This window comes from Allobosea sp. OK403 (genome assembly GCF_900113835.1).
GTDB lineage: Bacteria > Pseudomonadota > Alphaproteobacteria > Rhizobiales > Beijerinckiaceae > Allobosea.
The window spans coordinates 17,461-41,104 of the sequence record NZ_FOQV01000008.1 but is presented as its reverse complement, the minus strand read 5'-3'; the positions used below and the strand labels follow the sequence as shown (position 1 = coordinate 41,104).

The window sequence follows — 23,644 nt, the reverse complement described above, 5'->3', positions numbered from 1 at the left end:
CGCGGCTCCATGCCGCCGACAAGGAACAGATGATGACGATATTGAAAGCCATGCTCGCCAGCGCCTCGATCCTCGCCGCAGCGCTGCTGCTCGGGACCTCCGCCCATGCCCAGGACGCCTCGGCCGGCGAGCGCTCGTTCAATAAGTGCCGCGCATGCCACCAGCTCGGCGAAACCGCGAAGAACACGATCGGCCCGGTGCTGAATGGGTTGTTCGGCCGGTCCTCCGGCTCGGTCGAGGGCTACAGCTATTCCCCGGCCAACAAGGCTGCCGGCCTGACCTGGGACGATGCGGCCTTCGCCGACTACATCAAGGACCCGAAGGCGAAGATGCCCGGCACCAAGATGATCTTCGCCGGCATCAAGAACGAGCAGGAGATCAAGGACCTCGCTGCCTATCTCAAGCAGTTCGACAAGGACGGCAAGAAGCTCTGAGCTTCGGCTCATGCTCGCAATGACGGAAGATCAGATCGATTGGGGGTGGGATGGTCTTTAGCGCCGCATGCCCGGCGTCTCCACGGGCAGGCCCTTCGCCCGTCCGGCCAGGTAAAGCTCCAGTGCAAGGTATTCCGGCGAACCGTAGTCGAACTGCGTCGCGCGGACGCCGAGCGAGCAGGCGCGCAGGCGCCGGTGCAGCGAGCCGACATCGTTCCATTCTAGGCGATAGGCCGGGTAACCCGTGCCCGCGCCATGGCTGACGGTGTCGCCGCGCAGCTTCTGGCCGACAAGGCCGTCATGGCATTGCTGGCAGGACAGGTTGAGCTGGCCCTGCCGGCGCTCGAAGAAAGCCTTGCCCGCCTCGTAATAGGGCCTGGCCGCGCCATTGGTCTTCACGTCGACCGGCAGGCCGCGTGAAAGCGAGCCGAGATAGGCGGTCATCGCCAGAAGCTCGGGGCTCTCGTAGCCGAAGGCCGGCTGCCGCTGCCGCTCGACGCGGCATTGCTCGATCCGGCCTTCGAGGTTGAGCAGCTTAGCCGTCGCCGCATCGACCTGCGGATAATGCGTCGCGGCGCCACGCAGGCTCTGCTGCGGGTCGGCATGGCAGGAGACGCAGGCCTGGCCGTCGGGCGTCGGCTTGCGGCTGAACAGCTCGCGGCCCTGCTCGACCCAGAAGAAGGCCGGATTGCGGGTCTCGTCCGCCTGCTGCCGGCGCATCTCGGGTGAGAGGAACTCCGTGCCGGACTTGATCTCCGCCAGGGCCGGGACGGCGGCAAGCGCGGCCAGGACGAGCGCAAAGGCTCCTTGGGTCAGCCGTTGTCGCCCGCTCACGTTACGGTCAGCCTTGCGGTTCGCGTGTAGGTCGCGCCGCCGTCCTCGCGCCATTCGAAGACGATGTCTCCGGTCGCGACCGCCCGTGTCGTGAAGGATACGAAGGGATTGGCGGCGACGCCCGTATGCATGTCGAACCGGAAGATCGGCTCGCCGGCATAGGTCGCGGTCAGGCGGTTCAGGATCTTGCGCGGCACCGTGCCGCCCCGACCGTCGGACTGGCCGCCGCGATCCATCGGATGGCGGGTCAGCACCTTGATCTCGACAATCTCGCCGACGCTGGCTGTGGGGGGCAGGGTGATGCGGGCGTTGAAGGTCATCCTAGCTCTCCTCAGCCGCCGTCGATGCAGGCGCTCAACGTCACGACGATGTCGGCATCCGCCAGGACGAAGCCGCCGCCGCTGAGTGCTGCGACCGCCGTGACCTTCTGCGATTGCGCGAGCCGCAAGGTGGTCGCGACCTCGGCGCGGCCAGCTCGAGGGCCGAGATGAAAGCGCGCCATGTCGGGAAAAGGGTTCTTCTCGGCGATCAGGTGGATCCAGCGGACATGATCGGCATCCGTCATCGGGCTTTCGACCACGATCCGCGTATCGACCGAATTGCCGTTCTCGACCAGAGCGGGGATGTCGAGCGTGATGCGGCCACGCTCCGGCACCGCACCCTCGGTGATACGCGCGATCAGTTGCGCCAGTTCCGGCGAGGGTTCGGTGGCGGCACGGGCAGGTAAGGCTGCGACCAGAAGACCGGCCGTTGCGCCCGCAAGCACGCTGCGGCGGTCAGGGCCGGGCTCAGAATGTCTTGAGCGAGGCGAGATAGCTGACGACATCCTCGATCTCCTGGGCCGAGAGGGCCGGCTTGCCCCGATATTGCTGGGCGACATCATGCAGGTTTTCCGTCCGGAAATAGGGCGGCATCACAGTCTGCGGGTTGAGCCTGGCGGAATCGACCAGCCGCAGCCTGATCTGGCCGGCATCGAGGCGCGTGCCCACACCCGCGAGCGGCGGCCCGATTGTGCCCTGGAAGGGCTCGGCAGCCTCCACCCCCTGATGGCAGATCAGGCAGTTGCCGCGCTCGCGATCGCGCACCAGCGCCGCGCCGCGTGTCGCGTTCCCGGCAAGGCCGCCGAGCGGACGCGGGATCGCGTCGCCGACGACCGTATAAGGTTCGAGCGCAGCCACCGACATCACGCCGCCGGCGGCCAGAATGGCCCCGACAAGCGCCATGCGCCACAGCATTTCGGCCGCCTCACGCCTTTTTGAGATCGGCGTTCTTCAGCGGCAGCGAGCGGATGCGCTTGCCGGTCGCAGCGAAGATCGCGTTCAGCACGGCCGGAGCCGCAACCGCGATCGTCGGTTCGCCGACACCGCCCCAGAAGCCGCCGGACGGCACGATCACGGTCTCGACCGCGGGCATCGCCTCCAGCCGCATCACCTCATAAGTGTCGAAATTCTCCTGCTCGACACGGCCGTCCTTGATGGTGATCTCGCCATAGAGCGAGGCCGAGAGGCCATAGACGAAGGAGCCCTCGACCTGGCGCTCGATCTGCGCCGGATTGACCGCATGGCCGGGGTCGGTCGCGGCGACGATGCGGTGGATCTTGAGCTGACCAGCCGGGCTGACCGAAACCTCGGCCACGGCCGCGACATAGGAGCCAAAGCCCATGGTCTGGCAGATGCCGCGGAAGACGCCATCCGGCAAGGGCTTGCCCCAGCCGGCCTTCTCCGCGACGGCATTGAGCACCGCGAGGTGCTTGGGATGGTTCTTCATCAGGCCGCGGCGGAATTCGAGCGGATCCTTGCCCACGGAATGCGCCAGCTCGTCCATGAAGGATTCGAGATAGATCGTGTTCTGGTTCAGATTGACGCCGCGCCAGAAGCCCGGCGGAACATGCGGATTGCGCATGGCGTGGTCGACCAGCAAATTGGGCACGCCATAGCCGATCGAGGCCTCGGGGCCGGGCGCGTTGAGACCCTGAAAGACGGCGGGATCACGGCCGTTCTGGATCGTCTGCGGAAACAGGCCCGCAACGATCGATTGGCCGGAGATACGCATGTGCAATCCGGTCAGGTTGTTGTCCTTATCGAAGGCTCCGACCATCTTGCACTGCGTGACCGGGTGGTAGCGGCCATGCGTCATATCCTCTTCGCGCGACCAGATCAGCTTCACTGGCGTGCCGGGGATCTGCTTGGCGATGGCCACGACCTGGCGGACCCAATCCTGCGAGGCGCCGCGCCGGCCGAAGCCGCCGCCGAGATCGATCTTGTAGGCCTCGCATTTGGCGATCGGTAGGCCCGCCGCCTCGGCGGTCGCGGCCAGTGCGGCCTCGCCGTTCTGCGTCGGCGTCCAGACCTCACACCGGTCGGGTGTCCAGACCGCGGTGGCGTTCATCGTCTCCATGGTGGCGTGGTTCTGGTAGGGGTAGCTGTAGACCGCCTCGACGGTTTTGGCGGCGGCCGCGATCGCAGCCTTCACGTCGCCATTCTGGTTGCCGACCACGGCGACGGGCGCATCGAGCCCTTCCTTGAGCCAGGCCGCGATACTCTCGCTCGAGACCTTGGCATGCTCGCCCTCGTCCCAGACGATGGGCAGCGCGTCGAGAGCCGACTTGGCCTGCCACCAAGTCTCAGCGACGACGGTGACAGCGCTGTCGCCGACGGGGAGCACATGCCGGACACCAGGCATGGCCTTGATCGCAGCCGCGTCGAAACTCTTCACCTTGCCCCCAAAAACAGGGCAGTCCTTGATCGCGGCGTTGAGCATGCCCGGCATCTTCAGATCCATGCCGTAGATCTTCTTGCCGTTGGTCTTGTCGACGGTGTCGAGCCGGGGCAACGGTTTGCCGGCTATGGTCCAGTCCTTTGGATCCTTCAACGCGACGTCCTTGGGCGCCTCGATCTTTGCCGCCGCGGCAGCGACCTGCCCATAACGCAGGGAGCGGCCCGAGGCCTTGTGCGTGATCACGCTCTTCTCGGCCGAACACTCGGCGGCGGGCACCTTCCACTCATTGGCGGCGGCTTGGATCAGCATCATGCGCGCCGCGGCGCCGCCCTTGCGGACATATTCGTTGGATTCGCGGATGCCGCGGCTGCCGCCGGTCGAGAAATTGCCCCAGACCCGATTGCGGGCGACGCTCTGGCCGGGTGTCGGATATTCGGTCGTGACCTTCGTCCAGTCGCAGTTCAGCTCCTCGGCGACGAGCTGGGCGAGCCCGGTCAGCGTGCCCTGGCCCATCTCGGACCGGACGATGCGGATCACCACCTTGTCGTCGGGATGGATCACGACCCAGGCGTTGATCTCGGGTGTAGCGCCTTGCGCTTGAGCCTCGCTCCCGAACGGAATCGCGAAGCCGAAGCTGAAGGCGCCGGCCGCGGCGACCGAGCCCGCGAGCAGGCTGCGACGGGACAGGTTAGCCTTCGACGAAGGGGTCTTGGAAGAAGCGGTTGAGGCGGATGTCATGTCGTCCTCCGAATCTGCATGGGCGCAAGGGATGCGGCAGCCCTTGGTGACCTGCCGCGTTCGACCCCGCGCTGGGGAATACGAAACTGGCGAAGGCTCAGCCGCGGCCGAGCGTGCCGCCGGCGACGACGTCGAGGATCGCGGTCTTGACCCGCGCATAGGTGCCGCAGCGGCAGATATTGGTGATCTCGCTGGCGATGTCGGCTTCGGTCGCCTTGGGGTTGGCCTGGAGCAGCGCCACTGTGGCCATGATCATGCCGCTCTGGCAGAAGCCGCATTGCGGCACGTCGTGCTTGATCCAGGCCTGCTGCACCGGATGCCTGCCATCGGGCGAGAGACCCTCGATCGTGACGATCTTCTGTTCCGCCGTCACCGCGCTGACCGGCACCGAGCAACTGCGGGTCGCGACGCCATCGATATGGACGGTACAGGCGCCGCATTGCGCGACGCCGCAGCCATATTTCGTGCCGGTCAGGCCGATCTGCTCGCGGATGACCCACAGCAGCGGCGTATCCTCCGCGACCTGAACATCCAGCGCCTTGCCATTCACATTGAGCTTCGCCACCGTAAACCTCCCGGTTTCGATCAAGAAGGACGGCGAGAGTGCCAACGCACCTCGCCGAAATCCCGGCGCGCTGATCAGCGTGCCGGTCGAATTTCATTGGAGGTATTAGAAACTCAGATACGCGGATCAGCCAATGCCGGCGGGTCGGCTGATCACGCCGCGTGATGGGCCGCCGGGGTCGAGGTTTCCTGGCCCAGAACAGCCGATTTGGCCGCCCAGCCGCCGTGTTCGAGCGCAACGGTTCCTGATCATGGCGAGATGAGATGCAGGAAGTCTATCACGGGAACGTGATAAAACCTGAGCCGGAGCGACCCCTTCGGTTGCTTTTCGATGGCCGACGCCTCCGCTTGCCGGATCCTCTACAACATTGCAGGCAGTCTCTCACGGCACCTCGACGAAGGCACCTCAATGACGGCTTTGGTCTAACAGCCCTAGTTCCACTGCTGTGAGGGTTTCGGATGCCGGTCGGTGCGCGCGGGTTCGGACGGGGCGGAAGATCGGCTTTCGAAAACCTCCGGCCGAGGAAGCCACGGCACCAGGGCCGTGCTGCGGGAGGGCGCTTTCGGGCCAGCAGCCGATGGCCCTTTCCCTTCGACGGCCAGTCCGCTGCAGATGCTCGCCGTCAGCCGCCTACAGCGAGCGCATGTCGTCGACCGTTTCGTGTAGACTGGCGTGCTGCCCGGCCATTGCTCACGCTACCCGTCATGCGCTGAATCTGGACCCAGATTCGTCCCTTCGAAGCAGCCACGCCATTTATGCGAGATCGGCGATCATCACCGTTCCCGTGGCCGATTCGGTGATGAAGATCGCTTCGCCGGGCGGGCTGATCGTCACATTCGTGCAAGTCGGCCCCGTACATGATCTGAACAGAGCGATGCATTCGCCGTTGGAGGCGAAAGCGAAGACATGTCCAAGCGAAGCATGCGCCACGAACAGGCGCCCGGACTCGTCCAGAGCTAGGCCGTCGGGCCCACTGGTGCCGAACAACGAGCAAAACCGACCGACTTTGGCAGTCGATCCGTCCTTCAGCAGGGGAACACGCCAGACCGAGTTGTCGCGTGTCATCGCGACGAACAGAACCGTCTCGTCATGGTTGAGCACCAGCCCGTTCGGGCTGGGTCCGTTAGAGAGCAGGCAATCCAGCCGCCCGTCGGGTTTCAGGCGAAACACCCGTCCCGTCGGATCGTGCAAGCCGGTCTGGCCCTGGTCGGTGAAATAGATCGCGCCGGATGGGCCGACGATGACATCATTCAGGCCCTTGAAGCCTTCGGCGTTGCGGCGGGCCAAGACGGTATCGATCTGACCTGTCCTAGTATTGAGGGCCAACAGCCCTTTTCGATAATCGGCAATCAGAATGCGACCGTCGGGATGCCGCGCCAGCCCGTTGGGCTCACCGTCATACTCGACGATCAGGCTCCAACTGCCCGACGGCGCAATGCTGAAGATGCGGCCATAGGGGATGTCGACGACAAGAAGATTGCCTGACTCGTCGAAGCACGGGCCTTCGATGAAACTGTCGACGCTTTGCCCGGGCTTGTTCGCGTCGCCCCATGCGCTGCGCTGTCGGGGCCGACGGAATACCTCCGGCATCGCCGAGAAAACCGTCGTTTGAATGACCCTGGGCGGTGCCCCGAGATGCATCATCGCTTGCTCCCTTCCGTCTGGCACATCTAGCGCTCGGGCAGTCGCCGCCGTGGCTGTCCCTCGTAACGGTAGCCGAAGGCTTTGGGCATCGGCCCCTTGTTCCGGTCCTTCCTTCCGGTCTGCTCCCAGGCATGAGCGAGAATCCCGACCGCACGCGAGAGGCAGAAGACGCCTCTCGCAAGCGGCGGCGCGAAGCCGAGTTCGCCATAGATCACAGCGGTGGCACCATCGATGTTCATCGGTATGAGCTTGCCCTTGCGCATCCGGAGAGCGGCTTCGACGGCGCGCGCGGCTGCGGCATGGCGGCCGGCGACTCCGCCTTTGCCGACACAGGCGTCGACGAGCTCGAGCAGCCGCCCGGAGCGCGGATCGATCGGGTGGAAGCGGTGGCCAAAGCCCGGCAGGTAGGCGCCTTTGGCTGCGGTGAAGACATCGATCGCGGCCGCGGCTGCCTCTCCGATTTTGGCACCGGCGTCCATCCGCTCCAGCACGTTGGCATACAGTTCCAGCGCCTGTTCGCCGGCTCCGCCATGGACGTCATCGAGCGTGTTGATCGCCGACGCCATCGCGCCGTTGAGCGGCAACCCGCAACTCACAGCCATCTGCGCGATGGCGATCGAGGGCGCGTGAGGACCATGGTCGACGGACGCGACCAGCGCCGCCTGCAGCAGCTCCTCATGCTGCGGCTCGGGAAGATCGCCCCGCAGCATGAGCCAGATCATCGCCGGGAAAGACACCCGGCCTATCAGGTCCTCGATCGGGTATCCCCGGAACGCAATCTGGCCCGGGCTGATGTCGCAGATGGACGTGCGCCACCATGTAGCGGCCTGCTCTGAAAGTGGCGTCTCGGTCATGGGTTTGGCCATTGCTTGCTTTGCGACGCCCGATCTGGCCCGTCCGCGATCCCGACAGCCGCCTTCGCTGTCAGGATCTCTATGTCGTCCTGTCCGTAGCCCAGCCGTTCGAGCCAGATTCTCGTGTCGGCGCCCAGCTCCGGGGGCGGTGGAGGCACGGGCAGGTCCTCGCTCAGCAGGAACCCCGGGCGGGTGATGCGCAAGGCCTTGTGTCCGTCCGGGCCCTGCGGCAGCGTCTCAACGAAGCTGCGGCCAATGATCTGTTCTTCAGCAAGGATTTCCCCGACCGACAGGACGCATCCGGCGGGAATGCCTGCCGCATTCATCGACGCCTCCCATTCGCGCGCCGGGCGGGCGGCTAACGCCAGGGTGATCTCGCAGTTCAGCGCCTCACGATGGGCCTTGCGCGCCTCGCGTTCCGAGAACCGCGGATCTTCCAGCAGATCGGGGCGCTCGATGAGGCCGCAGAGCGCGACGAATTGCTTTTGCTCGTTGGCGGAAATGTTGAGCGGGCCGCTGCTGGTCTGGAAGGTGCCCGACGGCGCCGCCGTGAAATTCTCGTTGCCCAGGGGCTGCGGATCGACACCTGCATTCAGATGGTTCGAGACGACCCAGCCCATCGCCGCCAAGGTCGATTCCAGCAGCGAGACGTCGATGAAACGACCCTGGCCCGAACTGCGCTGCTCGACCAGCGCTGCCGAGATGGCGAAGGCCGCCGTCATTCCAGCGATCGTGTCCGACAAGGGAAAGCCGGTTCGCAGCGGTGCGGACGCCGTGTCGCCAGTGATGCTCATCGCACCCGACAGGCCCTGGACGATCTGGTCGTAGGCCGGCCGCCCGGCCCAGGGGCCACCTTGCCCGAAGCCGGAGATCGCGCAGTAAACCAGCCGGGGATTATGCTGCGACAGGACGCCGTAGCCGAGGCCGAGCCGCTCCATCACCCCGGGGCGGAAATTCTCCAGGAGCACATCCGCTTCCAGCACGAGCCGCAGGAAGACCTCCTTGCCACCCGGCGTCTTGAGGTCGAGCGCGATCGACTGCTTACCAGCATTGACTGCGACGAAGGACAGCCCCAACAGCTTGGCGGCCATGGCGGGATCGGCACCCAGGCGACGCGCCAGGTCGCCGCCATTGGGGTTCTCGACCTTGATCACCTCCGCCCCCATACGGCTGAGATTATATCCGCAGAACGGGCCCGCCAGGACGTTGGACAGATCGAGAACGCGGATGCCGGTCAATGGCAAGGTCATGGGCAGTGTCCCGAAAATGGCCGGCGACGCTACTTCAGGCGGCGCTGGGCTTCTTCCACGAAGGTATTGGTGAAGGTCTTGGAGAGATCGATCTTGGCCGGATCGATCTTCGGATCGTATTCCGACAGGACCGCGAGCGGCACTTTCGCCGTCTCCGCGTCCATCAGGCCTGTCTTTGAGAACAGGGCCTTGGAGGCGTTCAGAATATCGATGTTCACGGCTGCGTCGTCGGTCTTGTATCCGCGCGGAATCGCATCGACGAGTTCCTGCGTCGAGACCGAGGCGATCCAGCGATGCGTGGTCAGGAAGCCGTCGACCAGGCGTTGCACGGTCTCGGGGTTTTTGGCGATGAAGTCCGCGTTCAGATAGAGGCAGGCGGTGGGATAGACCCCGCCGAAGGCGAGCTTCGATCCCTCGACGGTCCGGGCATCGAACAGCGGCTTCGCCACCCCCTTGCGCGCAAGCAGGGTTGCGACTGGATCGAAATAGACGAGCGCGTCGATGTTCTTGGCCTCGAGCGCCACCATCCCGGGGGCGCCGCTACCAACCGCGATGATGTTGACGTCGCGCGGACCCAGGCCGGCCTTCTTGATGAAATAGCGCGACATCGTGTCGGTCGAGGAGCCGGGCGCGGTGATCCCGAGCTTCAGGCCCTTCAGGTCGGCGCCAGTCTTGACCCTCTCGGCCAGGTCATTGCGAACGCCGATGAGGACGCCTGGAATATCGTTGAGCAGGAACACACAGGAAATCGACTTCCCCTGCGCCTGCATCTGGATGGTGTGGTCGTAGAAGCCGACCGTGGCATCGACCGAGCCACCGATCAGCGCCTGAAGCGCCTTTGATCCGCCCGCCTGGAAATTCTCGACCGTGACGTCGAGGCCCTGGTTCTTGAAGTGGCCGAGCTTCACGCCCAGTTCGAGCGGCATGTAGTTCAGGATCTGCGAACCGACGGCGATCTTCAGCTTGGCCTTTTCCGGTTCAGCCGCCTTGGCCGAGACATAGGCGACAGTTGCCAGCGCTGCCAGCGCGACGGCGAATGGTTTGAGCATATGAACCTCCCAGTTCTTGGTTTTGCTGATCGACTTGAGGTGGTTCTAGGCCTCGTGGGCCTGAGCCGGGCGCCACACCAGCAGCCGCTTCTCGATGCGGTCGACGATGGCGTCCAAGGCGACGACGAAGACCGACAGGACGATGATTCCAGAGAAGACCCCTGTTGCGTCGAGCACGCCCTCGGCCTGCGCGATCAGATGGCCGAGCCCTGCCGACGAGCCGAGATATTCGGCGACGACCGCGCCCATGACGGCCATGCCGACCGAGACCCGCAAGCTCGACAGGATCCATGTCGTCGCCGAGGGCAGATAGACATGCCGCAGCAGCGACGATTTCGAGGCCCTCAGCAGGCGCGCATTCGCCAGTACGACGGGGTTGACCTCCCGGACGCCCTGAAACGTGTTGAAGAAGGCCACGAACAGCACCAGCGTGACACCAAGCGCGACTTTTGAAGCCAGCCCTAGCCCGAACCAGATCACGAAGATCGGGCCGAGCAGAATGCGCGGAATGGCGTTGAAGACCTTGATGAAGGGCTGGAACACATCCGCAGCGAAGGGTGTGAGGCCGAGCCAGATGCCAAGGATCGTGCCGATCGCGATACCGATCACGAAGGACAGGATCGTTTCGAGCAGCGTGATGCCCAGGTCGGTCCAGAAATCCGCCGTCGCCATCCATTCGACGATCCTGGCGACGATGGTCGATGGCGCGGGGAAGAAGAACGGATCGATCACGCTCGCGCGCACGCCAGCTTCCCAGAGGACCAGAAGGCCGACGATGATGGCGACCTGCGTGGTGAGAACCTTAGTCTTGCGTCGCATAGCTCTTCTCCACCTCGGCGCCCAGCAGCGACCAGATCTGCCGATACAGCGCGATGAAAGCGTCGGTGGTCTGCAATGACGAGACGTCGCGCGGACGCGGCAGGGTGATCGCCACGTCGCCGACCATGCGGCTGCCAGGCCCGGCCGACATCACCACGACCCGGTCGGCGAGCGTGATCGCCTCGTCGAGATCATGGGTGATGAAAACCAGGGAGCGCCGGTCCGCCTGCCAGAGGTCGAGCAGGATCCGGTGCATCAACCGGCGCGTATGAACGTCGAGCGCTGAGAAGGGCTCGTCCATCAAGACGATCTTGGGCTCCAGGATTAGGGTCTGGGCCATGGCGACACGCTTACGCTGGCCGCCGGAGAGCTGATGGGGATAGCGCGCCTCGAAACCCTTCAGCCCAACCTTGGCGAGCCAGACCCTGGCCTTCTCGCGTGCGTCAGCGACAGGCGCACCCTGGAAGACCAGCCCGAGACCGACATTGTCTTCGGCCGTCTTCCACGGCAGCAGACCTTCCTGCTGCAGCATGTAGCCCGATTGCTCGTTGAGGCCGACAAGGGGCTTTCCGAAGATCAGCACGTCGCCGGCAGCCGGCTTCAGCAGCCCCGTCACGGCGTTCAAGATCGTCGACTTGCCGCACCCTGTCGGCCCGACAACGGCCACGAATTCAGCCTCGCCGACCTGCAGATTCATGTTCCGAACCGCAGTGAAGTCGCCGAAGCGCACCACAACGTCGCGCAGATCGACTGCGAGCGTTTCCTGTCCCATATTGTTCTGCTCCACAGAACTTATTTTGTTCTGCAGAATTCATCATACTCAATGAGAAGCCGTCAAGAGGTTTTCTCTAGCGGAACAGAAAAATCTTGATTTGATTGGATTGCCTGGCATTGCTACGCATACTGTTCTATCTGACAGAACTGGTCACTTTATGGAAAAACGAGCTGGCGTCGATGCGGTCGTAAGGGCGCTCGATATCTTGAAGGCCTTCGGCCAAGGGCGCTCGGCGATGACGCTGACCGAGATCGCGAACCACACCGGGCTCTACAAGAGCACGGTTCTTCGCCTCGCGGCCTCGTTGGAGGAATGCGGATTTCTCGAGCGCGGCGCGGATTTGGTCTATCGGCCGGGGCACGAATTGTGGCGGCTCGGCGCGCTTTACAGCCGGCGGCTCGACATCGCCGAACTGATTAGGCCGGCCTTGGAGGTTCTCGTCGAAAAAACCGGGGAGACGGCGTCATATTATATTCGCGATGGCGAAGAACGTGTCTGTCTTTATCGGAAGAACTCGCCCCGCGCCGTCAGGCACCATCTCGACGAGGGAATCCGCCTGCCGATCCACAATGGCGCGGCCGGGCGCATTCTCTGCGCTTACTCGGAGCCGTGGCCGGCGGACGGCGAATTATTGCGCCGGCAGCGATACTGTATTTCCTTGGGCGAGCGCGACCCGGAAGTCGGTGCCGTCGCCGTGCCGGTCATTGATCTTTCCGGTCAACTTCGAGGAGCGCTATCGGTGTCCGCAATCCTAACGCGCTTCGACAAGGCCGCTCAGGACCGGGCTTTGGACGCCCTAAAACTTGCCGCTGATCAACTCAGCAAACTGTCGACGCTTGCCTAGATGTGAGCCCACCGCTGAAGGTTCGGATGATCAGCGCATCGAAGACGGGACGCATAGGCTGCCTGGCTGACCAACGGCAAGACTGAGGCGGCGTTTTCGAGCGAAGCGGACAAGAATTCGCGCGAAGACAGCGCGTAAAAGCAAAGGCCAGGATTGCACCCAATGAGCGATGCCAGCTTCACTCCGCTTCCGCCCGAGAGTTTCCGGCGCACGCCTTGGAAGAATGGCGGCGGCGTCACCATCGACATCGCCGACGCCTATCGTGAGGGTGCCGCGCCGGGCAGCTGGGAGGGCATGATCTGGCGCTTCGGCCGCACCAGCATCGTCGCGCCCGGGCCGTTCTCCGATCTCACCGGCTATGAACGCCTGCAACTCGTCATCGCTGGGAGCGGCCTCGTCCTCGAAACGCCGGCAGGCGAGATCGACCTGCGCAGCCCCTCCAAACCCGTCCGCTATGATGGCGGCACGCCGATCGTCAGCCGTCTCGAGAACGGTCCGGTCGAAGTGGTGAACCTGATCGCCGACAGGACGCTCTGCGAGATCGACCTCATCGTCACGGATGCCGGCCATGCCACGAAGCTGCGCGCCGGCCTGCATGTCGTCTACGCGCCACACATCGCCTTCGCCGGCTCCTGCGGCGCAAGCTCATTTTGCATGGACACCGGGCACGCGCTGCTGATCGAAACCAAAGACTTCGTGACGCTCGGCGCCGAGACGGGGCTGGCCATCGTCGCCAGCATCATCCCGCGATCAGCCGCGCCCTGACGCCGTCTCAGTGCACCCTGGGCGTCTTCGCGCCGGGTTCGGTCGCGGTCAGCAAGGCGATGGGGTCGCTCGCCGGGAACGTGCCCTTCAGCGCTTCGGTCAGATCGGCATCTCGGCCCTCGCCGCGCCGGGCTCGTCGCTGCTCCTGCTGTTCCTTGCGCAGGCTCTCCCTGGCCGGATTGACAGTTGCCATGTGAAATCTCCTCTTTGAGGCGCCCCGGACGCCTTCGCTGAGGAGTGAACGCGCAAAACCTGTGCTCGTTCCGCGCCAGGCTCACCAGTGCCGTGGCCAGGCGATCCGCGCCACGAGCCCACCACCCGCCCGCTCGGACAGCGTCAGCCCACCGCGATGCGCCTCGGCAATGGCGCGCACGATGGCAAGCCCCAGACCGAAACCGCTGCTTTCGCGTAAGGTGCGGGCGAGGTCGGCGCGATAAAACGGCTCGAACACCTTCTCGCGATGCTCCGGGGCAATGCCCGGGCCATCATCCTCGACCACGATGGCGACAGTCTCGGCCTCATCATCATCGAGCCGCACCACCGCCTTGCCGCCGAACTTGATCGCATTGTCGACGAGGTTGGTGACGGCGCGCGTCATCTGGTCGGCATCGCACAAGGCCGAGGCGCGAATCGGCCCTTCATAGACGACGATATGCCCGAGATCGGCGAAATCATCGCAAACCGTCTGGAGCAGCGCCGGCACATCGGTCGCGACCATGCTGCCCGAGGCGCGCCCCTCGCGCAGATAGGACAAGGCCCCGCTCACCATACGCTCCATCAACGCCAGATCAGCCAGGATGGCGCGGCGCTTGTCGTCATCGCCGATCTCCTCGGTGCGCAAGCGCAGCCGCGTTATCGGCGTGCGCAGATCATGGCTGACGGCTGCCAGCATCCGCGTCCGCTCATCGACGAGCCGCCGGATGCGTGCCGCCATCGCCCCGAAGGCGGCCGCGAGCCGCTTGACCTCGACAGGGCCATGCTCGAGCGAGACTGCCTCGTCGCGATCTGGATCAAAGCGATCGGCGGCAGCAGCCAATTGCGACAGCGGCGAGACCACCGCCCGCGTCGCCCAGAGCGACAAAAGCCCGATCAGCATGGCAAGCGAGGCCAGCGTCGTGATCAGGTAGAAAATAAACGCCGTGCCGCGCGGCGGCGGCGTCATGGCGGGCGGCTCGACCACCAACCCGGTTCCGTCAGCGAAGCGCAAGGCCACGGCGGGCGGCAGCTCCCGCCTGGACTGACTGTCGTTCTCGAGCAGTTGCGCTTGTCCAAGGCCGGAAAGGTCCTGTTCGAGCAGCTCCAGCAAGGCCTCGTCATGCCTGTTCGGGTCGCGCAGGGGCGTGCCTTGCCCCGGCTCCAACCGCGACAGTCGCGGATTTGCCCGGGTGGCGGCCTCGATGATGGCGGCCTTCAATTCCGGCGTCGCCGCCGCATTGTGCAATTGTGCCAGCGACACCAACTCGGTCACATAGGAGAAGCGTGGAACCCGCCGCAGCTCCGCCGGCAGAAACGTCAGCAGCACGGCCACCGTGACGAGATTGGCGAGGATCAGCGAACCGACGACGATGACCGCGATTTGCGCGGCGGCCCGGGCCGGCAGCAGGCGCAGCAGGAAACGCTTCATCCCGCCTCGATCTCCGGCGAAAACATGTAGCCGCCCGACCGGATGGTCTGGATCATCTCCGGTTCGCGCGGATTGCTCTCCATCTTCTGCCTGAGGCGGCTGACGAGCACATCGATCGAGCGCTCGAACGGCGCGGCCGCGCGGCCCTGCGTCAAATCGAGCAGCTGGTCGCGTGAAAGCACACGGCGCGGCCGCTCGCAGAAGGCGAGCAGCAGATCGAGCTCGGCGCCGGTCAGAGCCACGCGTTCCCCGGCGGGGTTGAACAGCCGCCGAACCGCCTTGTCGAGCTTCCAGCCGGCAAAACTGAGGAAGATGCTCTCACCGATCTCGGGTTGCCCCTGGGCGGAGGCCCGCCTGAGCACGGCGCGGATACGGGCGAGCAATTCGCGCGGGTTGAACGGCTTCACGAGATAGTCGTCGGCCCCCATTTCGAGGCCGAGGATGCGGTCGATCTCCTCGGCCTTGGCCGTGAGCATGATGATCGGTATCGCGCCGTCGGCACGCAACCGGCGGCACAGGCTCAGACCGTCCTCGCCCGGAAGCATCAGGTCTAGCACGACCAGGTCGAAACGGCCGTCGCGCAGGGCGACATCCATCTCGCGCCCGTTCGCCACGGTCTTGACGCGATAGTCGTTGTTACGGAGGAAGCGCGAGACGAGCGTCGCGATCTCGCGGTCGTCCTCGACGATGAGGATATGTGCGGTTCGGTTCATCGGGCGGCCTTAAACCCAGCGCGCGGCGTGGTCGCGACGGAATTGTTTCCAATTGTTTCTGCGTGAGCTTCTGGAAAAGCCCCGATACCAGATACCCGAATCCTGGACGTCATTTCGCAAAACGCAGCGCCGACACTCAGGCGCGAATGATGACCTCGACCCAAATCATATCAAATCATGTCGGCGCTGACAGCCTTGCCGGCAAGATCCTGCCCGGCAAGATCTTGCCCGGCGAGACCTTGCCCGGCAAACCGCATCAATGGCTTCGGCGCGCCGCCATCCAGCTGCTGCTGCTCGCCGGCGTCTCGCTCTGGCTGCTGATGCTGCCGGCCCTCATGACCTATGGCGGCTTGCCCTCGGGTGAGAACAGTTGCGGCCGGCGCGGCTTTCGCGACCCTGTGACCGGCCGACCGGTACAGCTCTCCGCCGCACCAGCGGGACCTGCCGATGTCGATGGCTGCCTGCTGCCGCCACGGGGACGCGCCCGATGATCCCTCGCCGCCTGTTGGACGGCGCCTTGCGTTTGCCACCCCTGCTCGAACGTCTCGGCAAGATCGTGCTGCGCCATCCCCTCACTTTGGCGCTCATCGTCCTGCCCCTCGCCTTGCTGCTCGGCTCGCTCGCTGGCTACGGGTTCGGCCGTGCCGGCTCAGCGCCGCCCTATCGCGCCACCCGGCTCCAGGCCGTCACCGCAGATCTCGGCCGGATCGAGGGCGATTACCTGCTGGCTACCGGCGATTCCCATATCGAGCGCTGGCCCACGCGCACGCTGTGCGGCTTGCCGCTCGTCAATGCCGGGCTCGCCGGGGCGACCGCCGGGGCCTATGCCGATTTCCTTGCGAGATTGCCGCTACCGCATCCGCCGCGCGCCGTGATCCTGACCATCGGCACCAATGACGCCAACGCCAAGCGTTTCAGCAACGAATACGAAGCGGCGATACGTTTCGAGGCGAGTTTCGAGCCGCTGCTCGGCGCCTTGCAACGCACATCCCGCATCGTGCTCGTCACCGGCGTCCCGCCCATCGACACAGCCAGAGCCGAGGGCTTCTCGGCGGAGGCGGCCGAGCGCATCGGATCGCTGGCGGAAAGCACCTGCAAGGCGACGAGCGGTTGCCTGGTCGCCAACCCCTTCACGCCCGGCCTGCCTATGGTCGACGGCGTTCACTACAGGGACTACGCCGCCGTCTATCGCCGGATCGGCCCTGCGCTCTGCGCCGCGCTCGAACGGGAGCACGCCGTCACAGCCAGCACGCGATGAGCCGAGGCGGCGCGATCATAAAGACGGGGCGGTCAGCCACCGCGCCATGAAGCTGACGCAGACGCGTCATGAACACGCATGGCCACGCATTGGATTGCCTGGCCGCCACACCCATCTGCATGGTCCTTTCAGGATTCGCGCCTCGGCCTGCGGCACAACCGCGATCTCCCGCCGACGCGCCAGAGCAGAGGCCGCCATGGTCGCCATTTCCGTTCTCGACCTCGTTCCCGTCGTCGAAGGCCAGGAGCCGGGTGACGCGCTCCGGAACTCGATCGAGCTCATCCGCCATGCCGAAGCCCTGGGCTATCGGCGCTACTGGGTCGCCGAGCACCACAACATGACCGGCATCGCCAGCGCTGCCACCGCCGTGGTGATCGGCGCCCTCGCCGCAGCAACCAGCACGATCCGCGTCGGCGCCGGCGGCGTGATGCTGCCCAACCACGCCCCGCTGGTCATCGCCGAACAGTTCGGCACGCTGGAAGCGCTCTTTCCCGGCCGCATCGATCTCGGCCTCGGCCGTGCGCCGGGAACTGATCAGCGTACATTGCGGGCGCTGCGGCGCGACCCGATGGCCTCGGACCAGTTTCCGCAGGACGTGCTCGAAGTGCAGGCCTTTTTCGAGCCGGCCGGGCCGAACCAGGCCGTCCAGGCCGTGCCGGGCGCGGGCCTGCGCGTGCCGCTCTGGATCCTCGGATCGAGCCTGTTCGGCGCGCAGCTCGCCGCCGAGCTCGGCCTGCCCTACGCCTTCGCCTCGCATTTCGCGCCGGATGCGCTGATCCAGGCCCTTGCGATCTATCGCGAACGCTTCAAGCCGTCGGAACAGGCGGCCAAGCCCTATGCCATGCCCGGCATCAACGTCGTCGCCGCCGAGACCGACGCCGAGGCGCGCTATCTCGCGACCTCCCTGCAGCAGCGCTTCGTCGGCATGGTCCGCGGCGCGCGCGGCAAGCTCCAGCCACCGATCGCCGATATCGAGCAATATTGGTCGCCAGCCGAGAAGGCGCATGTCTCGCAGATGCTGCGCTACGCCTTCATCGGCTCGCCCGAGACGATCAAGCGGGAGCTTGGCGCCTTCATCGCAACGACATCCGCCGATGAGATCATGGTCACCGCGCCGATTTACGACCAAGCGGCGCGCAAGCGGTCCTACGAGATCCTGGCGCAGATCGCGCCGGAGATCGGTCTGGCACGCTCGGCAGCCTGACGCCGCGCCGGAACTTCAATCCCGGGACGGCGTTTGACCGTCGCGTTCTCACACGCACGTCTCGGGGAATTTCATGAAGCTCTCGATCGCGGCGACGCTGACCTATGGTTTTGGCGGCGCGACACAGATCATCGCCGCGCTCGAAGCCGCCCGCTCGCCCGACCAGGTGATCCTTTCGGAAGAGCTCAGCGTCACGCCGGGAGCCGCATTGATCCGCGACGAGGATCCCACGACAGGCGAGAGACGCTTTCGCGCGGCGCTCTCCGGCCAGGTCGAGATCCGGTACAACGCCATCGTCGATAACGGCATGCGGGCGCCGCTCTCAGCCAGCGCCCGCCAGCACGACTGGTCGGAACTGCCCCGCGACGTATTGCCTTACCTGCTGCCCAGCCGCTTCTGCCCCTCCGACGAATTCATGCGCTTCGCCCAGCGCGAGTTCCGCATGGTCCAGGGCGGCGGTGCGCGCGTTCTCAGCGTCCTCGACTGGCTCCATACCCATCTCGACTATGTCCATGGCGTCAGCCACGCACTGACCACCGCCGAGCAGACCTTCATCGATCGGGCCGGCGTCTGCCGCGACTTCACCCATCTCGGCATCGCCTTGACCCGGGCCCTGAACATCCCGGCGCGCGCGGTCAGCGCCTACGCGCTCGACCTCGATCCCCCGGATTTCCACGCCGTCTACGAGGTGTTTCTCGGCGGGCGCTGGTGGCTCGTCGACCCGACGCGGCTTGCCCCCGTCGAAGGGCTGGTCAGAATCGCAAGCGGGCGCGACGCCGCCGACATCGCTTTCCTGACCAGCGAATACAATTGCCAATGCCTGAACCAGAGCATCACCGTGGTGCGCCTGCTGGACGAGGCCGACCAGCAGGCCGCCTGAAAGCTCAGCCGGCTGGCTGAACCGCGCTCGCTCGCCGCGACGCCCGCATCAGATTGCCGGCGAGCGCCAGCAGGAAGAAGGCGGCCTGCACCACCACGATGCAGGGGCCGGTGGCAGCATCGAGATGGAAGCTCAGGATGGTGCCGAAGACGCTCGACAGCGTCGCGGCGCCGACAGCGACCAGCAGCATCCGGTCGAACTGCCGCGTCGCCAGATAGCCGATGGCGCCGGGCGCAACCAGCATCGCCGGCAACGTTCTGCGCCATGTCTTGAATGATGGTGAAGGTCGTGACCACGCGCAGCGGCTTGCCCGGCGCCAGCTGCGCCAGCGCCGGAACTGCCGCGGCGCAAAGACCGCCCATGACAGCGAGGGCCGACCACAGACCCAAGAAATACCGACCCATGAAATGACGACGCGGACGCATGCTCTCTCCTGCCGGCTATCAAATCTCTCCAACGGCTATTGCAAACGATTTGCATCTGTCAAAACAATTGCAAGTGATTTGCATTAAGCCTATTTTGCAAATGCGTCGCAGCCTTGCTATCTGCGGACGATGATCGGAATCGAGCAGCGCGTGGCCATTTTCGAGGGCCAGTTGAAGCAAGCGGGCTTGCGGATGACGCAGCAGCGCCGGCTGATCCTGCGCATTCTCGCCGAGGCGCACGACCACCCCGACGCCAAGGGCATTTTCACCCGCGCCTTCGCGCACGACCCGACCTTGTCGCTCTCGACGGTCTACCGGACCATGAAGCTCTTGGAATCGCAGGGCGCGATCGAGCGCCACGCCTTCGAGGACGGCGTCTCGCGCTACGAGCATGCCGACCAGCAGCATCACGACCATCTGATCGATGTCGAGACCGGCCAGGTGGTGGAATTCTCATCGCCGGAGATCGAGGCGCTGCAGGCGAAGATTGCAGCCGAGCTGGGCTACGAGATCGTTCGCCACCGGCTCGAGCTTTATGGGCGCAAGCTGTCCAAGGCTGGGCGGAAGCGCGTCAAAAAAGACGTTTGACGCGCCTTTCCGTCATGATCGCCCCAGATCACGTCGCATTCGGACGATGCCGTCCGAATGCGACGTGATCGATTCTAAAAGTTGAGAGCATCGCTCACGCGAAAAACCGGTACCCACTTTTTCGCGCAATGCTCTTGTGGCGACCATCCACGCCTTCGTTGGTCGAAGGTCGAGTTCAAGACGTGGGTGCTCGGGACAAGCCCGAGCATGACGTCGAAGCGGCCTTCCCGCCTTACCCCGCTTTGCGCTTGTTCTGCCGGTTGGCGATCAGGTCGTCGACCACCGCCGGATCGGCCAGGGTCGAGGTGTCGCCGAGCGCGCCGAACTCGTCCTCGGCGATCTTGCGCAGGATGCGGCGCATGATCTTGCCCGAGCGGGTCTTGGGCAGACCGGGCGAGAACTGGATCAGGTCTGGCGAGGCGATCGGGCCGATCTCCTTGCGCACATAGGACACCAGATCCTTGCGCAACTCCTCGCTCGGCGTCTCGCCGGCCATCAGCGTGACATAGGCGTAGATGCCCTGCCCCTTGATGTCGTGGGGATAGCCGACAACCGCGGCTTCCGAGACCTTGGGATGCGCCACCAGCGCCGATTCGACTTCGGCCGTGCCCATGCGGTGCCCGGAGACGTTGATCACGTCGTCGACGCGCCCGGTGATCCAATAATAGCCGTCGGCATCGCGCCGGCAGCCATCGCCGGTGAAATACTTGTTCGGATAGGTGGCGAAATAGGTTTCCTCGAAGCGCTTATGGTCGCCATAGACCGTACGCATCTGGCCGGGCCAGCTCTCGGCGATGACGAGGTTGCCCTCGCAGGCGCCTTCCAGGATCTTGCCCTCGGCATCGACGATCTCGGGCTTGACGCCGAAGAAGGGCCGCGTCGCCGAGCCGGGCTTGAGCTTGGTCGCGCCCGGCAGCGGCGTGATCAGGATGCCGCCGGTCTCGGTCTGCCACCAGGTGTCAACGATCGGGCAACGGCTGTCGCCGACGACGCGGTGATACCACTCCCAGGCTTCCGGGTTGATCGGCTCGCCGACCGAGCCGAGCAACCGCAGCGATTTGCGCTTGGTCTTCTTCACCGGCTCCTCGCCCGCCCCCATCAGCGAGCGGATTGCGGTCGGCGCGGTGTAGAAGGTGTTGACCTTGTGCTTGTCGATCACCTCCCAGAAGCGGGAGATCGTCGGATAGGTCGGGATGCCCTCGAACATCAGCGTCGTCGCGCCGTTGGCGAGCGGGCCATAGAGGATGTAGCTGTGTCCGGTGACCCAGCCGACATCGGCCGTGCACCAGTAGATGTCGCCATCATGATAGTCGAAGACGTATTGATGCGTCATCGAGGTGTAGACGAGATAGCCGGCCGTCGTGTGAAGCACGCCCTTGGGCTTGCCGGTCGACCCGGAGGTGTAGAGCAGGAAGAGTGGATCCTCCGCCTTCATCTCAACGGGCGGGCAATGACCCGAAACCTTGGCAGCCTCGTCATGGTACCAGACGTCGCGGCCGTCGACCATATGAGCATTGCCGCCGGTGCGCTTGACCACGATGACCTTGCCGATGCCGCCCTTGACCTTGGGGTCGGCAGCATCGACGTTCTTCTTGAGCGGCACGGGACGGCCCCCGCGCAAACCCTCATCGGCAGTGATCACGATCTTGGAATCGCTGTCCTCGATCCGGCTCGCCAGTGAATCGGGCGAGAAGCCTCCGAACACCACGGAATGGATCGCGCCGATACGCGCGCAGGCGAGCATCGCATAGGCCGCCTCGGGGATCATCGGCAGGTAGATGGTGACGCGATCGCCCTTCTTGACCCCGTTAGCCTTCAGCACGTTCGCAAACTTGCAGACCTCGGTATAAAGCTGGCCGTAGCTGATCTTCTTGGATTCCGAGGGGTCATCGCCCTCCCAGATGATCGCGGTCTGCTTGGCCCGCGTCGCCAGATGCCGGTCGACGCAGTTATAGGCGACGTTGGTGGTGCCGTCCTCGTACCATTTGATCGAGACCTTGCCGGGCTTGTAGCTGGCGTTGCGGACTTTGCTGTAGGGCTTGAACCAGTCGATGCGCTGGCCTTGCTCGCCCCAGAACTTGTCGGGATCCTTGATCGAAGCCGCATACATCTTCTTGTATTTGGCGTCGTTCAGATGCGCCTTCTTGGCCCAGGCGGCGGGCACATCATAGATCGTCTCGGACATTGTAGGCGTCTCCCCAGACCTGGGCCGTCTGAATTGCGGCTTCGGGGGCGCATCGCGGGATTCGCCTCGTCCGCTTGGTTTGAATGCGCTGCATCATAGTCCCGGCAGCCAAGGCGGCAAGCTGGATGGCCTCGCACTTTCGTTTCAAAGACTTTCGGCTGCCGCGCCGGGGTTCAAAGCCCGCCCATCTTGCAGACCAGCGCCCATTCCTCGTCGGTCACCGGCTGCACCGAGAGGCGAAACGAAGTGACGAGCGACATCTTGGCGAGCTTCGGTTCCGCCTTGACCTGCGCCAGCGTCACCGGCTTCGGCAACGGCTTCACCGCCTTGAAGTCGACCAGCACCCAGGGCTCGCCCGGAATCCAGATATAGGCCTCCTTGATCACCTCGACGATGCCGACGACCTCCAGCCCCTCATTGGAGTGATAGAAGAAGACCTGTTCGCCCTGCTTCATCGCCATCAGGTTGAGCTTGGCGGTATGGTTCTTGACGCCGTCCCAATGCGTGCCCTTGGCACCGGCCGCGACCTGCTGTTCCCAGGACCATTTCACCGGTTCGGATTTGATCAGCCAATGTGCCATCAGGCCTCTTCCTCTTTCATCGGGCTCGGCGGTTTCGAGGCCGCTTGCCCCTGCTCGTTCCAGAACCGCACCATCTCGCGCGTCAGGGCGGCGTAGTCCTGCGGATCAAGCTCGACCCGGACCTCGCCCTCGCCGAAAGGCAGGATCAGCACGAAGCGATGCGTATCCTCGGCGCGGCGGCGGCGATGCTGGATCACGGGGCCGGCCGGCACACGGCCCGCCAGCGCCACCGGCAGGCTCTCGGCGACGAGCTCCGAGCCCGTCGTCTTGCGGACTTCGGCGATGCCGCGCGCCACGCGCTTCGTCAGGTCGGACCAGTCATTGGCCATTGCCGCCTCCTTCGTCCCACCGTCTCACGGCCGGATCTCCACGCGCGTCCCATCCGGAACACGCGACCAAATCTCGCGAATCTCGGCATTGGTGACCGCAATGCAGCCATCCGTCCAGTCGCGGTTGCGATGCAGCCAGCCGAGCCAGCCGAGGCCATTGCGGATGCCGTGGATCATGATGTCGCCGCCGGGCGAAACACCGGCCCGCAGCGCAGTCTCGCGCGCCTGCTGATCCGGATAGGAGATGCGCAGGGCCAGGTGATAGCGGCTGCGCGGATGCTTGAAGTCGACAGCATAGACGCCTTCCGGAGTGCGGCCGTCGCCCTCCTTCTGCTTTTGGCCAACCGGGTCTGAGCCGAGGGCCACCGCATAGCGCGCCAGCACTTGGCCATCTCGCTCCAGCGTCAGCCTCCGCCTACCCTTCTCGATCACGACACGCGTCGCCTGCTCGTTTTGAGCTGCAAGCACCGGCGTCACTCGCAAGAACTGCGAGACCTCCAAGCCCAGGGCAAGGACGAGCCCGACGGAGAGCAAGACCGCAGCTCGCTTCAGCACGCTCCGGCCCGCC

General features: G+C 64.8%; 28 protein-coding genes. 8 read left to right on the top strand and 20 right to left on the bottom strand.

What is annotated here, in order from left to right; translation table 11 throughout:
• Positions 1-50: 50 nt before the first annotated feature.
• Positions 51-434 (top strand): c-type cytochrome, encoded by a 384-nt coding sequence (locus tag BMZ97_RS22360; protein ID WP_092175364.1) that lies wholly within the window; start codon positions 51-53, stop codon positions 432-434.
• Positions 435-491: 57 nt separating this feature from the next.
• Here the strand turns inward: BMZ97_RS22360 and soxA are convergent, their stop codons facing one another.
• From soxA to BMZ97_RS22300, 12 genes are all read right to left on the bottom strand, one after another.
• The gene (gene soxA, locus BMZ97_RS22355) at positions 492-1,268 is read right to left on the bottom strand and encodes a sulfur oxidation c-type cytochrome SoxA (RefSeq protein ID WP_210188310.1); all 777 of its coding nucleotides are present in this window, start codon (positions 1,266-1,268) and stop codon (positions 492-494) included.
• Positions 1,265-1,588: a thiosulfate oxidation carrier complex protein SoxZ gene (locus tag BMZ97_RS22350; protein WP_092175361.1), complete on the bottom strand. Its 324-nt coding sequence runs from the start codon at positions 1,586-1,588 to the stop codon at positions 1,265-1,267. The genes soxA and BMZ97_RS22350 overlap by 4 nt, the downstream gene beginning before the upstream one ends.
• An 11-nt stretch (positions 1,589-1,599) precedes the next feature.
• Positions 1,600-2,034 carry a thiosulfate oxidation carrier protein SoxY gene (locus BMZ97_RS22345; RefSeq protein WP_244546550.1) on the bottom strand — a complete coding sequence of 145 codons (435 nt, stop codon included), beginning with the start codon at positions 2,032-2,034 and terminating at the stop codon, positions 1,600-1,602.
• 22 nt (positions 2,035-2,056) lie between these two features.
• Positions 2,057-2,503, bottom strand: a complete 447-nt coding sequence (soxX, locus tag BMZ97_RS22340; protein WP_210188309.1) for a sulfur oxidation c-type cytochrome SoxX — start codon at positions 2,501-2,503, stop codon at positions 2,057-2,059.
• 10 nt (positions 2,504-2,513) lie between these two features.
• Positions 2,514-4,724 carry a xanthine dehydrogenase family protein molybdopterin-binding subunit gene (locus BMZ97_RS22335; protein ID WP_092174880.1) on the bottom strand — a complete coding sequence of 737 codons (2,211 nt, stop codon included), beginning with the start codon at positions 4,722-4,724 and terminating at the stop codon, positions 2,514-2,516.
• 97 nt (positions 4,725-4,821) lie between these two features.
• Positions 4,822-5,289, bottom strand: a complete 468-nt coding sequence (locus BMZ97_RS22330; RefSeq protein WP_092174877.1) for a (2Fe-2S)-binding protein — start codon at positions 5,287-5,289, stop codon at positions 4,822-4,824.
• A 753-nt stretch (positions 5,290-6,042) separates the two neighbouring features.
• Positions 6,043-6,933, bottom strand: a complete 891-nt coding sequence (locus BMZ97_RS22325; RefSeq protein ID WP_175525674.1) for an SMP-30/gluconolactonase/LRE family protein — start codon at positions 6,931-6,933, stop codon at positions 6,043-6,045.
• A 26-nt stretch (positions 6,934-6,959) separates the two neighbouring features.
• On the bottom strand, positions 6,960-7,787 hold the full coding sequence (locus BMZ97_RS22320; protein WP_092175356.1) for a citryl-CoA lyase: 828 nt from the start codon (positions 7,785-7,787) through the stop codon (positions 6,960-6,962).
• Positions 7,784-9,037, bottom strand: coding sequence for a CaiB/BaiF CoA transferase family protein (locus BMZ97_RS22315; RefSeq protein ID WP_092174875.1), 1,254 nt, complete (start codon positions 9,035-9,037; stop codon positions 7,784-7,786). The genes BMZ97_RS22320 and BMZ97_RS22315 overlap by 4 nt, the downstream gene beginning before the upstream one ends.
• A gap of 29 nt (positions 9,038-9,066) precedes the next feature.
• Positions 9,067-10,086, bottom strand: a complete 1,020-nt coding sequence (locus BMZ97_RS22310) for an ABC transporter substrate-binding protein (RefSeq protein ID WP_092174872.1) — start codon at positions 10,084-10,086, stop codon at positions 9,067-9,069.
• 45 nt (positions 10,087-10,131) lie between these two features.
• On the bottom strand, positions 10,132-10,905 hold the full coding sequence (locus tag BMZ97_RS22305) for an ABC transporter permease (protein ID WP_092174870.1): 774 nt from the start codon (positions 10,903-10,905) through the stop codon (positions 10,132-10,134).
• Complete coding sequence (locus BMZ97_RS22300) at positions 10,889-11,677, bottom strand: ABC transporter ATP-binding protein (protein WP_092174867.1); 789 nt, start codon at positions 11,675-11,677, stop codon at positions 10,889-10,891. Before BMZ97_RS22300 ends, BMZ97_RS22305 begins: the two co-directional genes overlap by 17 nt.
• Positions 11,678-11,837: 160 nt before the next feature.
• On the opposite strand from BMZ97_RS22300, the gene BMZ97_RS22295 reads away from it, so the two are divergent.
• Positions 11,838-12,524, top strand: a complete 687-nt coding sequence (locus BMZ97_RS22295; protein ID WP_092174865.1) for an IclR family transcriptional regulator — start codon at positions 11,838-11,840, stop codon at positions 12,522-12,524.
• Between the two features lie 162 nt (positions 12,525-12,686).
• Positions 12,687-13,289, top strand: a complete 603-nt coding sequence (locus BMZ97_RS22290) for a HutD/Ves family protein (RefSeq protein WP_092174862.1) — start codon at positions 12,687-12,689, stop codon at positions 13,287-13,289.
• A 7-nt stretch (positions 13,290-13,296) separates the two neighbouring features.
• Here the strand turns inward: BMZ97_RS22290 and BMZ97_RS22285 are convergent, their stop codons facing one another.
• From BMZ97_RS22285 to BMZ97_RS22275, 3 genes are all read right to left on the bottom strand, one after another.
• Positions 13,297-13,482 (bottom strand): hypothetical protein, encoded by a 186-nt coding sequence (locus BMZ97_RS22285; RefSeq protein WP_092174860.1) that lies wholly within the window; start codon positions 13,480-13,482, stop codon positions 13,297-13,299.
• 81 nt (positions 13,483-13,563) lie between these two features.
• On the bottom strand, positions 13,564-14,913 hold the full coding sequence (locus BMZ97_RS22280) for a sensor histidine kinase (RefSeq protein WP_092174857.1): 1,350 nt from the start codon (positions 14,911-14,913) through the stop codon (positions 13,564-13,566).
• Positions 14,910-15,626: a response regulator gene (locus BMZ97_RS22275; RefSeq protein ID WP_092174853.1), complete on the bottom strand. Its 717-nt coding sequence runs from the start codon at positions 15,624-15,626 to the stop codon at positions 14,910-14,912. The genes BMZ97_RS22280 and BMZ97_RS22275 overlap by 4 nt, the downstream gene beginning before the upstream one ends.
• Positions 15,627-15,775: 149 nt before the next feature.
• Between BMZ97_RS22275 and BMZ97_RS22270 the strand changes: the two genes are divergently transcribed.
• From BMZ97_RS22270 to BMZ97_RS22255, 4 genes are all read left to right on the top strand, one after another.
• On the top strand, positions 15,776-16,117 hold the full coding sequence (locus BMZ97_RS22270; protein ID WP_139221287.1) for a hypothetical protein: 342 nt from the start codon (positions 15,776-15,778) through the stop codon (positions 16,115-16,117).
• Positions 16,114-16,884, top strand: a complete 771-nt coding sequence (locus BMZ97_RS22265) for an SGNH/GDSL hydrolase family protein (RefSeq protein WP_092174848.1) — start codon at positions 16,114-16,116, stop codon at positions 16,882-16,884. Before BMZ97_RS22270 ends, BMZ97_RS22265 begins: the two co-directional genes overlap by 4 nt.
• A 196-nt stretch (positions 16,885-17,080) precedes the next feature.
• Positions 17,081-18,088, top strand: coding sequence for an LLM class flavin-dependent oxidoreductase (locus tag BMZ97_RS22260; protein ID WP_092174845.1), 1,008 nt, complete (start codon positions 17,081-17,083; stop codon positions 18,086-18,088).
• Positions 18,089-18,161: 73 nt separating this feature from the next.
• A complete protein-coding gene (locus BMZ97_RS22255) occupies positions 18,162-18,968 on the top strand; it encodes a transglutaminase-like domain-containing protein (RefSeq protein WP_092174842.1) in 807 nt (268 codons plus the stop codon).
• A gap of 4 nt (positions 18,969-18,972) precedes the next feature.
• On the opposite strand, the gene BMZ97_RS22250 is transcribed toward BMZ97_RS22255, so the two are convergent.
• On the bottom strand, positions 18,973-19,212 hold the full coding sequence (locus tag BMZ97_RS22250) for a metal ABC transporter permease (protein WP_092174840.1): 240 nt from the start codon (positions 19,210-19,212) through the stop codon (positions 18,973-18,975).
• Between the two features lie 310 nt (positions 19,213-19,522).
• Here BMZ97_RS22250 and BMZ97_RS22245 point away from each other — a divergent pair, with 310 nt between their 5' ends.
• The gene (locus tag BMZ97_RS22245) at positions 19,523-19,981 is read left to right on the top strand and encodes a Fur family transcriptional regulator (RefSeq protein WP_092174837.1); all 459 of its coding nucleotides are present in this window, start codon (positions 19,523-19,525) and stop codon (positions 19,979-19,981) included.
• Between the two features lie 232 nt (positions 19,982-20,213).
• Here the strand turns inward: BMZ97_RS22245 and acs are convergent, their stop codons facing one another.
• The 4 genes from acs to BMZ97_RS22225 all read right to left on the bottom strand — a co-directional run bounded on the left by acs (position 20,214) and on the right by BMZ97_RS22225 (position 23,631).
• The gene (acs, locus tag BMZ97_RS22240; RefSeq protein WP_092174834.1) at positions 20,214-22,166 is read right to left on the bottom strand and encodes an acetate--CoA ligase; all 1,953 of its coding nucleotides are present in this window, start codon (positions 22,164-22,166) and stop codon (positions 20,214-20,216) included.
• 173 nt (positions 22,167-22,339) lie between these two features.
• Positions 22,340-22,747, bottom strand: coding sequence for an EVE domain-containing protein (locus BMZ97_RS22235; protein ID WP_092174832.1), 408 nt, complete (start codon positions 22,745-22,747; stop codon positions 22,340-22,342).
• Positions 22,747-23,076: a hypothetical protein gene (locus BMZ97_RS22230; RefSeq protein ID WP_092174829.1), complete on the bottom strand. Its 330-nt coding sequence runs from the start codon at positions 23,074-23,076 to the stop codon at positions 22,747-22,749. The genes BMZ97_RS22235 and BMZ97_RS22230 overlap by 1 nt, the downstream gene beginning before the upstream one ends.
• A 24-nt stretch (positions 23,077-23,100) precedes the next feature.
• On the bottom strand, positions 23,101-23,631 hold the full coding sequence (locus tag BMZ97_RS22225) for a L,D-transpeptidase family protein (protein WP_244546548.1): 531 nt from the start codon (positions 23,629-23,631) through the stop codon (positions 23,101-23,103).
• Positions 23,632-23,644: the final 13 nt, after the last annotated feature.

Excerpts from the sequence above, each read along its gene's own strand:
- BMZ97_RS22275 (WP_092174853.1), bottom strand. The coding sequence starts at position 15,626 with ATGAACCGAACCGCACATATCCTCATCGTCGAGGACGACCGCGAGATC.
- BMZ97_RS22350 (WP_092175361.1), bottom strand. The coding sequence starts at position 1,588 with ATGACCTTCAACGCCCGCATCACCCTGCCCCCCACAGCCAGCGTCGGC.
- BMZ97_RS22310 (WP_092174872.1), bottom strand. The coding sequence starts at position 10,086 with ATGCTCAAACCATTCGCCGTCGCGCTGGCAGCGCTGGCAACTGTCGCC.
- BMZ97_RS22250 (WP_092174840.1), bottom strand. The coding sequence starts at position 19,212 with ATGCTGGTTGCGCCCGGCGCCATCGGCTATCTGGCGACGCGGCAGTTC.
- BMZ97_RS22265 (WP_092174848.1), top strand. The coding sequence starts at position 16,114 with ATGATCCCTCGCCGCCTGTTGGACGGCGCCTTGCGTTTGCCACCCCTG.
- BMZ97_RS22360 (WP_092175364.1), top strand. The coding sequence starts at position 51 with ATGCTCGCCAGCGCCTCGATCCTCGCCGCAGCGCTGCTGCTCGGGACC.
- BMZ97_RS22305 (WP_092174870.1), bottom strand. The coding sequence starts at position 10,905 with ATGCGACGCAAGACTAAGGTTCTCACCACGCAGGTCGCCATCATCGTC.
- BMZ97_RS22260 (WP_092174845.1), top strand. The coding sequence starts at position 17,081 with ATGGTCGCCATTTCCGTTCTCGACCTCGTTCCCGTCGTCGAAGGCCAG.
- BMZ97_RS22235 (WP_092174832.1), bottom strand. The coding sequence starts at position 22,747 with ATGGCACATTGGCTGATCAAATCCGAACCGGTGAAATGGTCCTGGGAA.
- BMZ97_RS22230 (WP_092174829.1), bottom strand. The coding sequence starts at position 23,076 with ATGGCCAATGACTGGTCCGACCTGACGAAGCGCGTGGCGCGCGGCATC.
- BMZ97_RS22290 (WP_092174862.1), top strand. The coding sequence starts at position 12,687 with ATGAGCGATGCCAGCTTCACTCCGCTTCCGCCCGAGAGTTTCCGGCGC.
- BMZ97_RS22280 (WP_092174857.1), bottom strand. The coding sequence starts at position 14,913 with ATGAAGCGTTTCCTGCTGCGCCTGCTGCCGGCCCGGGCCGCCGCGCAA.
- BMZ97_RS22295 (WP_092174865.1), top strand. The coding sequence starts at position 11,838 with ATGGAAAAACGAGCTGGCGTCGATGCGGTCGTAAGGGCGCTCGATATC.
- BMZ97_RS22255 (WP_092174842.1), top strand. The coding sequence starts at position 18,162 with ATGAAGCTCTCGATCGCGGCGACGCTGACCTATGGTTTTGGCGGCGCG.
- BMZ97_RS22270 (WP_139221287.1), top strand. The coding sequence starts at position 15,776 with ATGACCTCGACCCAAATCATATCAAATCATGTCGGCGCTGACAGCCTT.
- acs (WP_092174834.1), bottom strand. The coding sequence starts at position 22,166 with ATGTCCGAGACGATCTATGATGTGCCCGCCGCCTGGGCCAAGAAGGCG.
- BMZ97_RS22315 (WP_092174875.1), bottom strand. The coding sequence starts at position 9,037 with ATGACCTTGCCATTGACCGGCATCCGCGTTCTCGATCTGTCCAACGTC.
- soxX (WP_210188309.1), bottom strand. The coding sequence starts at position 2,503 with ATGCTGTGGCGCATGGCGCTTGTCGGGGCCATTCTGGCCGCCGGCGGC.
- BMZ97_RS22245 (WP_092174837.1), top strand. The coding sequence starts at position 19,523 with ATGATCGGAATCGAGCAGCGCGTGGCCATTTTCGAGGGCCAGTTGAAG.
- BMZ97_RS22285 (WP_092174860.1), bottom strand. The coding sequence starts at position 13,482 with ATGGCAACTGTCAATCCGGCCAGGGAGAGCCTGCGCAAGGAACAGCAG.
- BMZ97_RS22335 (WP_092174880.1), bottom strand. The coding sequence starts at position 4,724 with ATGACATCCGCCTCAACCGCTTCTTCCAAGACCCCTTCGTCGAAGGCT.
- BMZ97_RS22300 (WP_092174867.1), bottom strand. The coding sequence starts at position 11,677 with ATGGGACAGGAAACGCTCGCAGTCGATCTGCGCGACGTTGTGGTGCGC.
- BMZ97_RS22325 (WP_175525674.1), bottom strand. The coding sequence starts at position 6,933 with ATGATGCATCTCGGGGCACCGCCCAGGGTCATTCAAACGACGGTTTTC.
- BMZ97_RS22320 (WP_092175356.1), bottom strand. The coding sequence starts at position 7,787 with ATGACCGAGACGCCACTTTCAGAGCAGGCCGCTACATGGTGGCGCACG.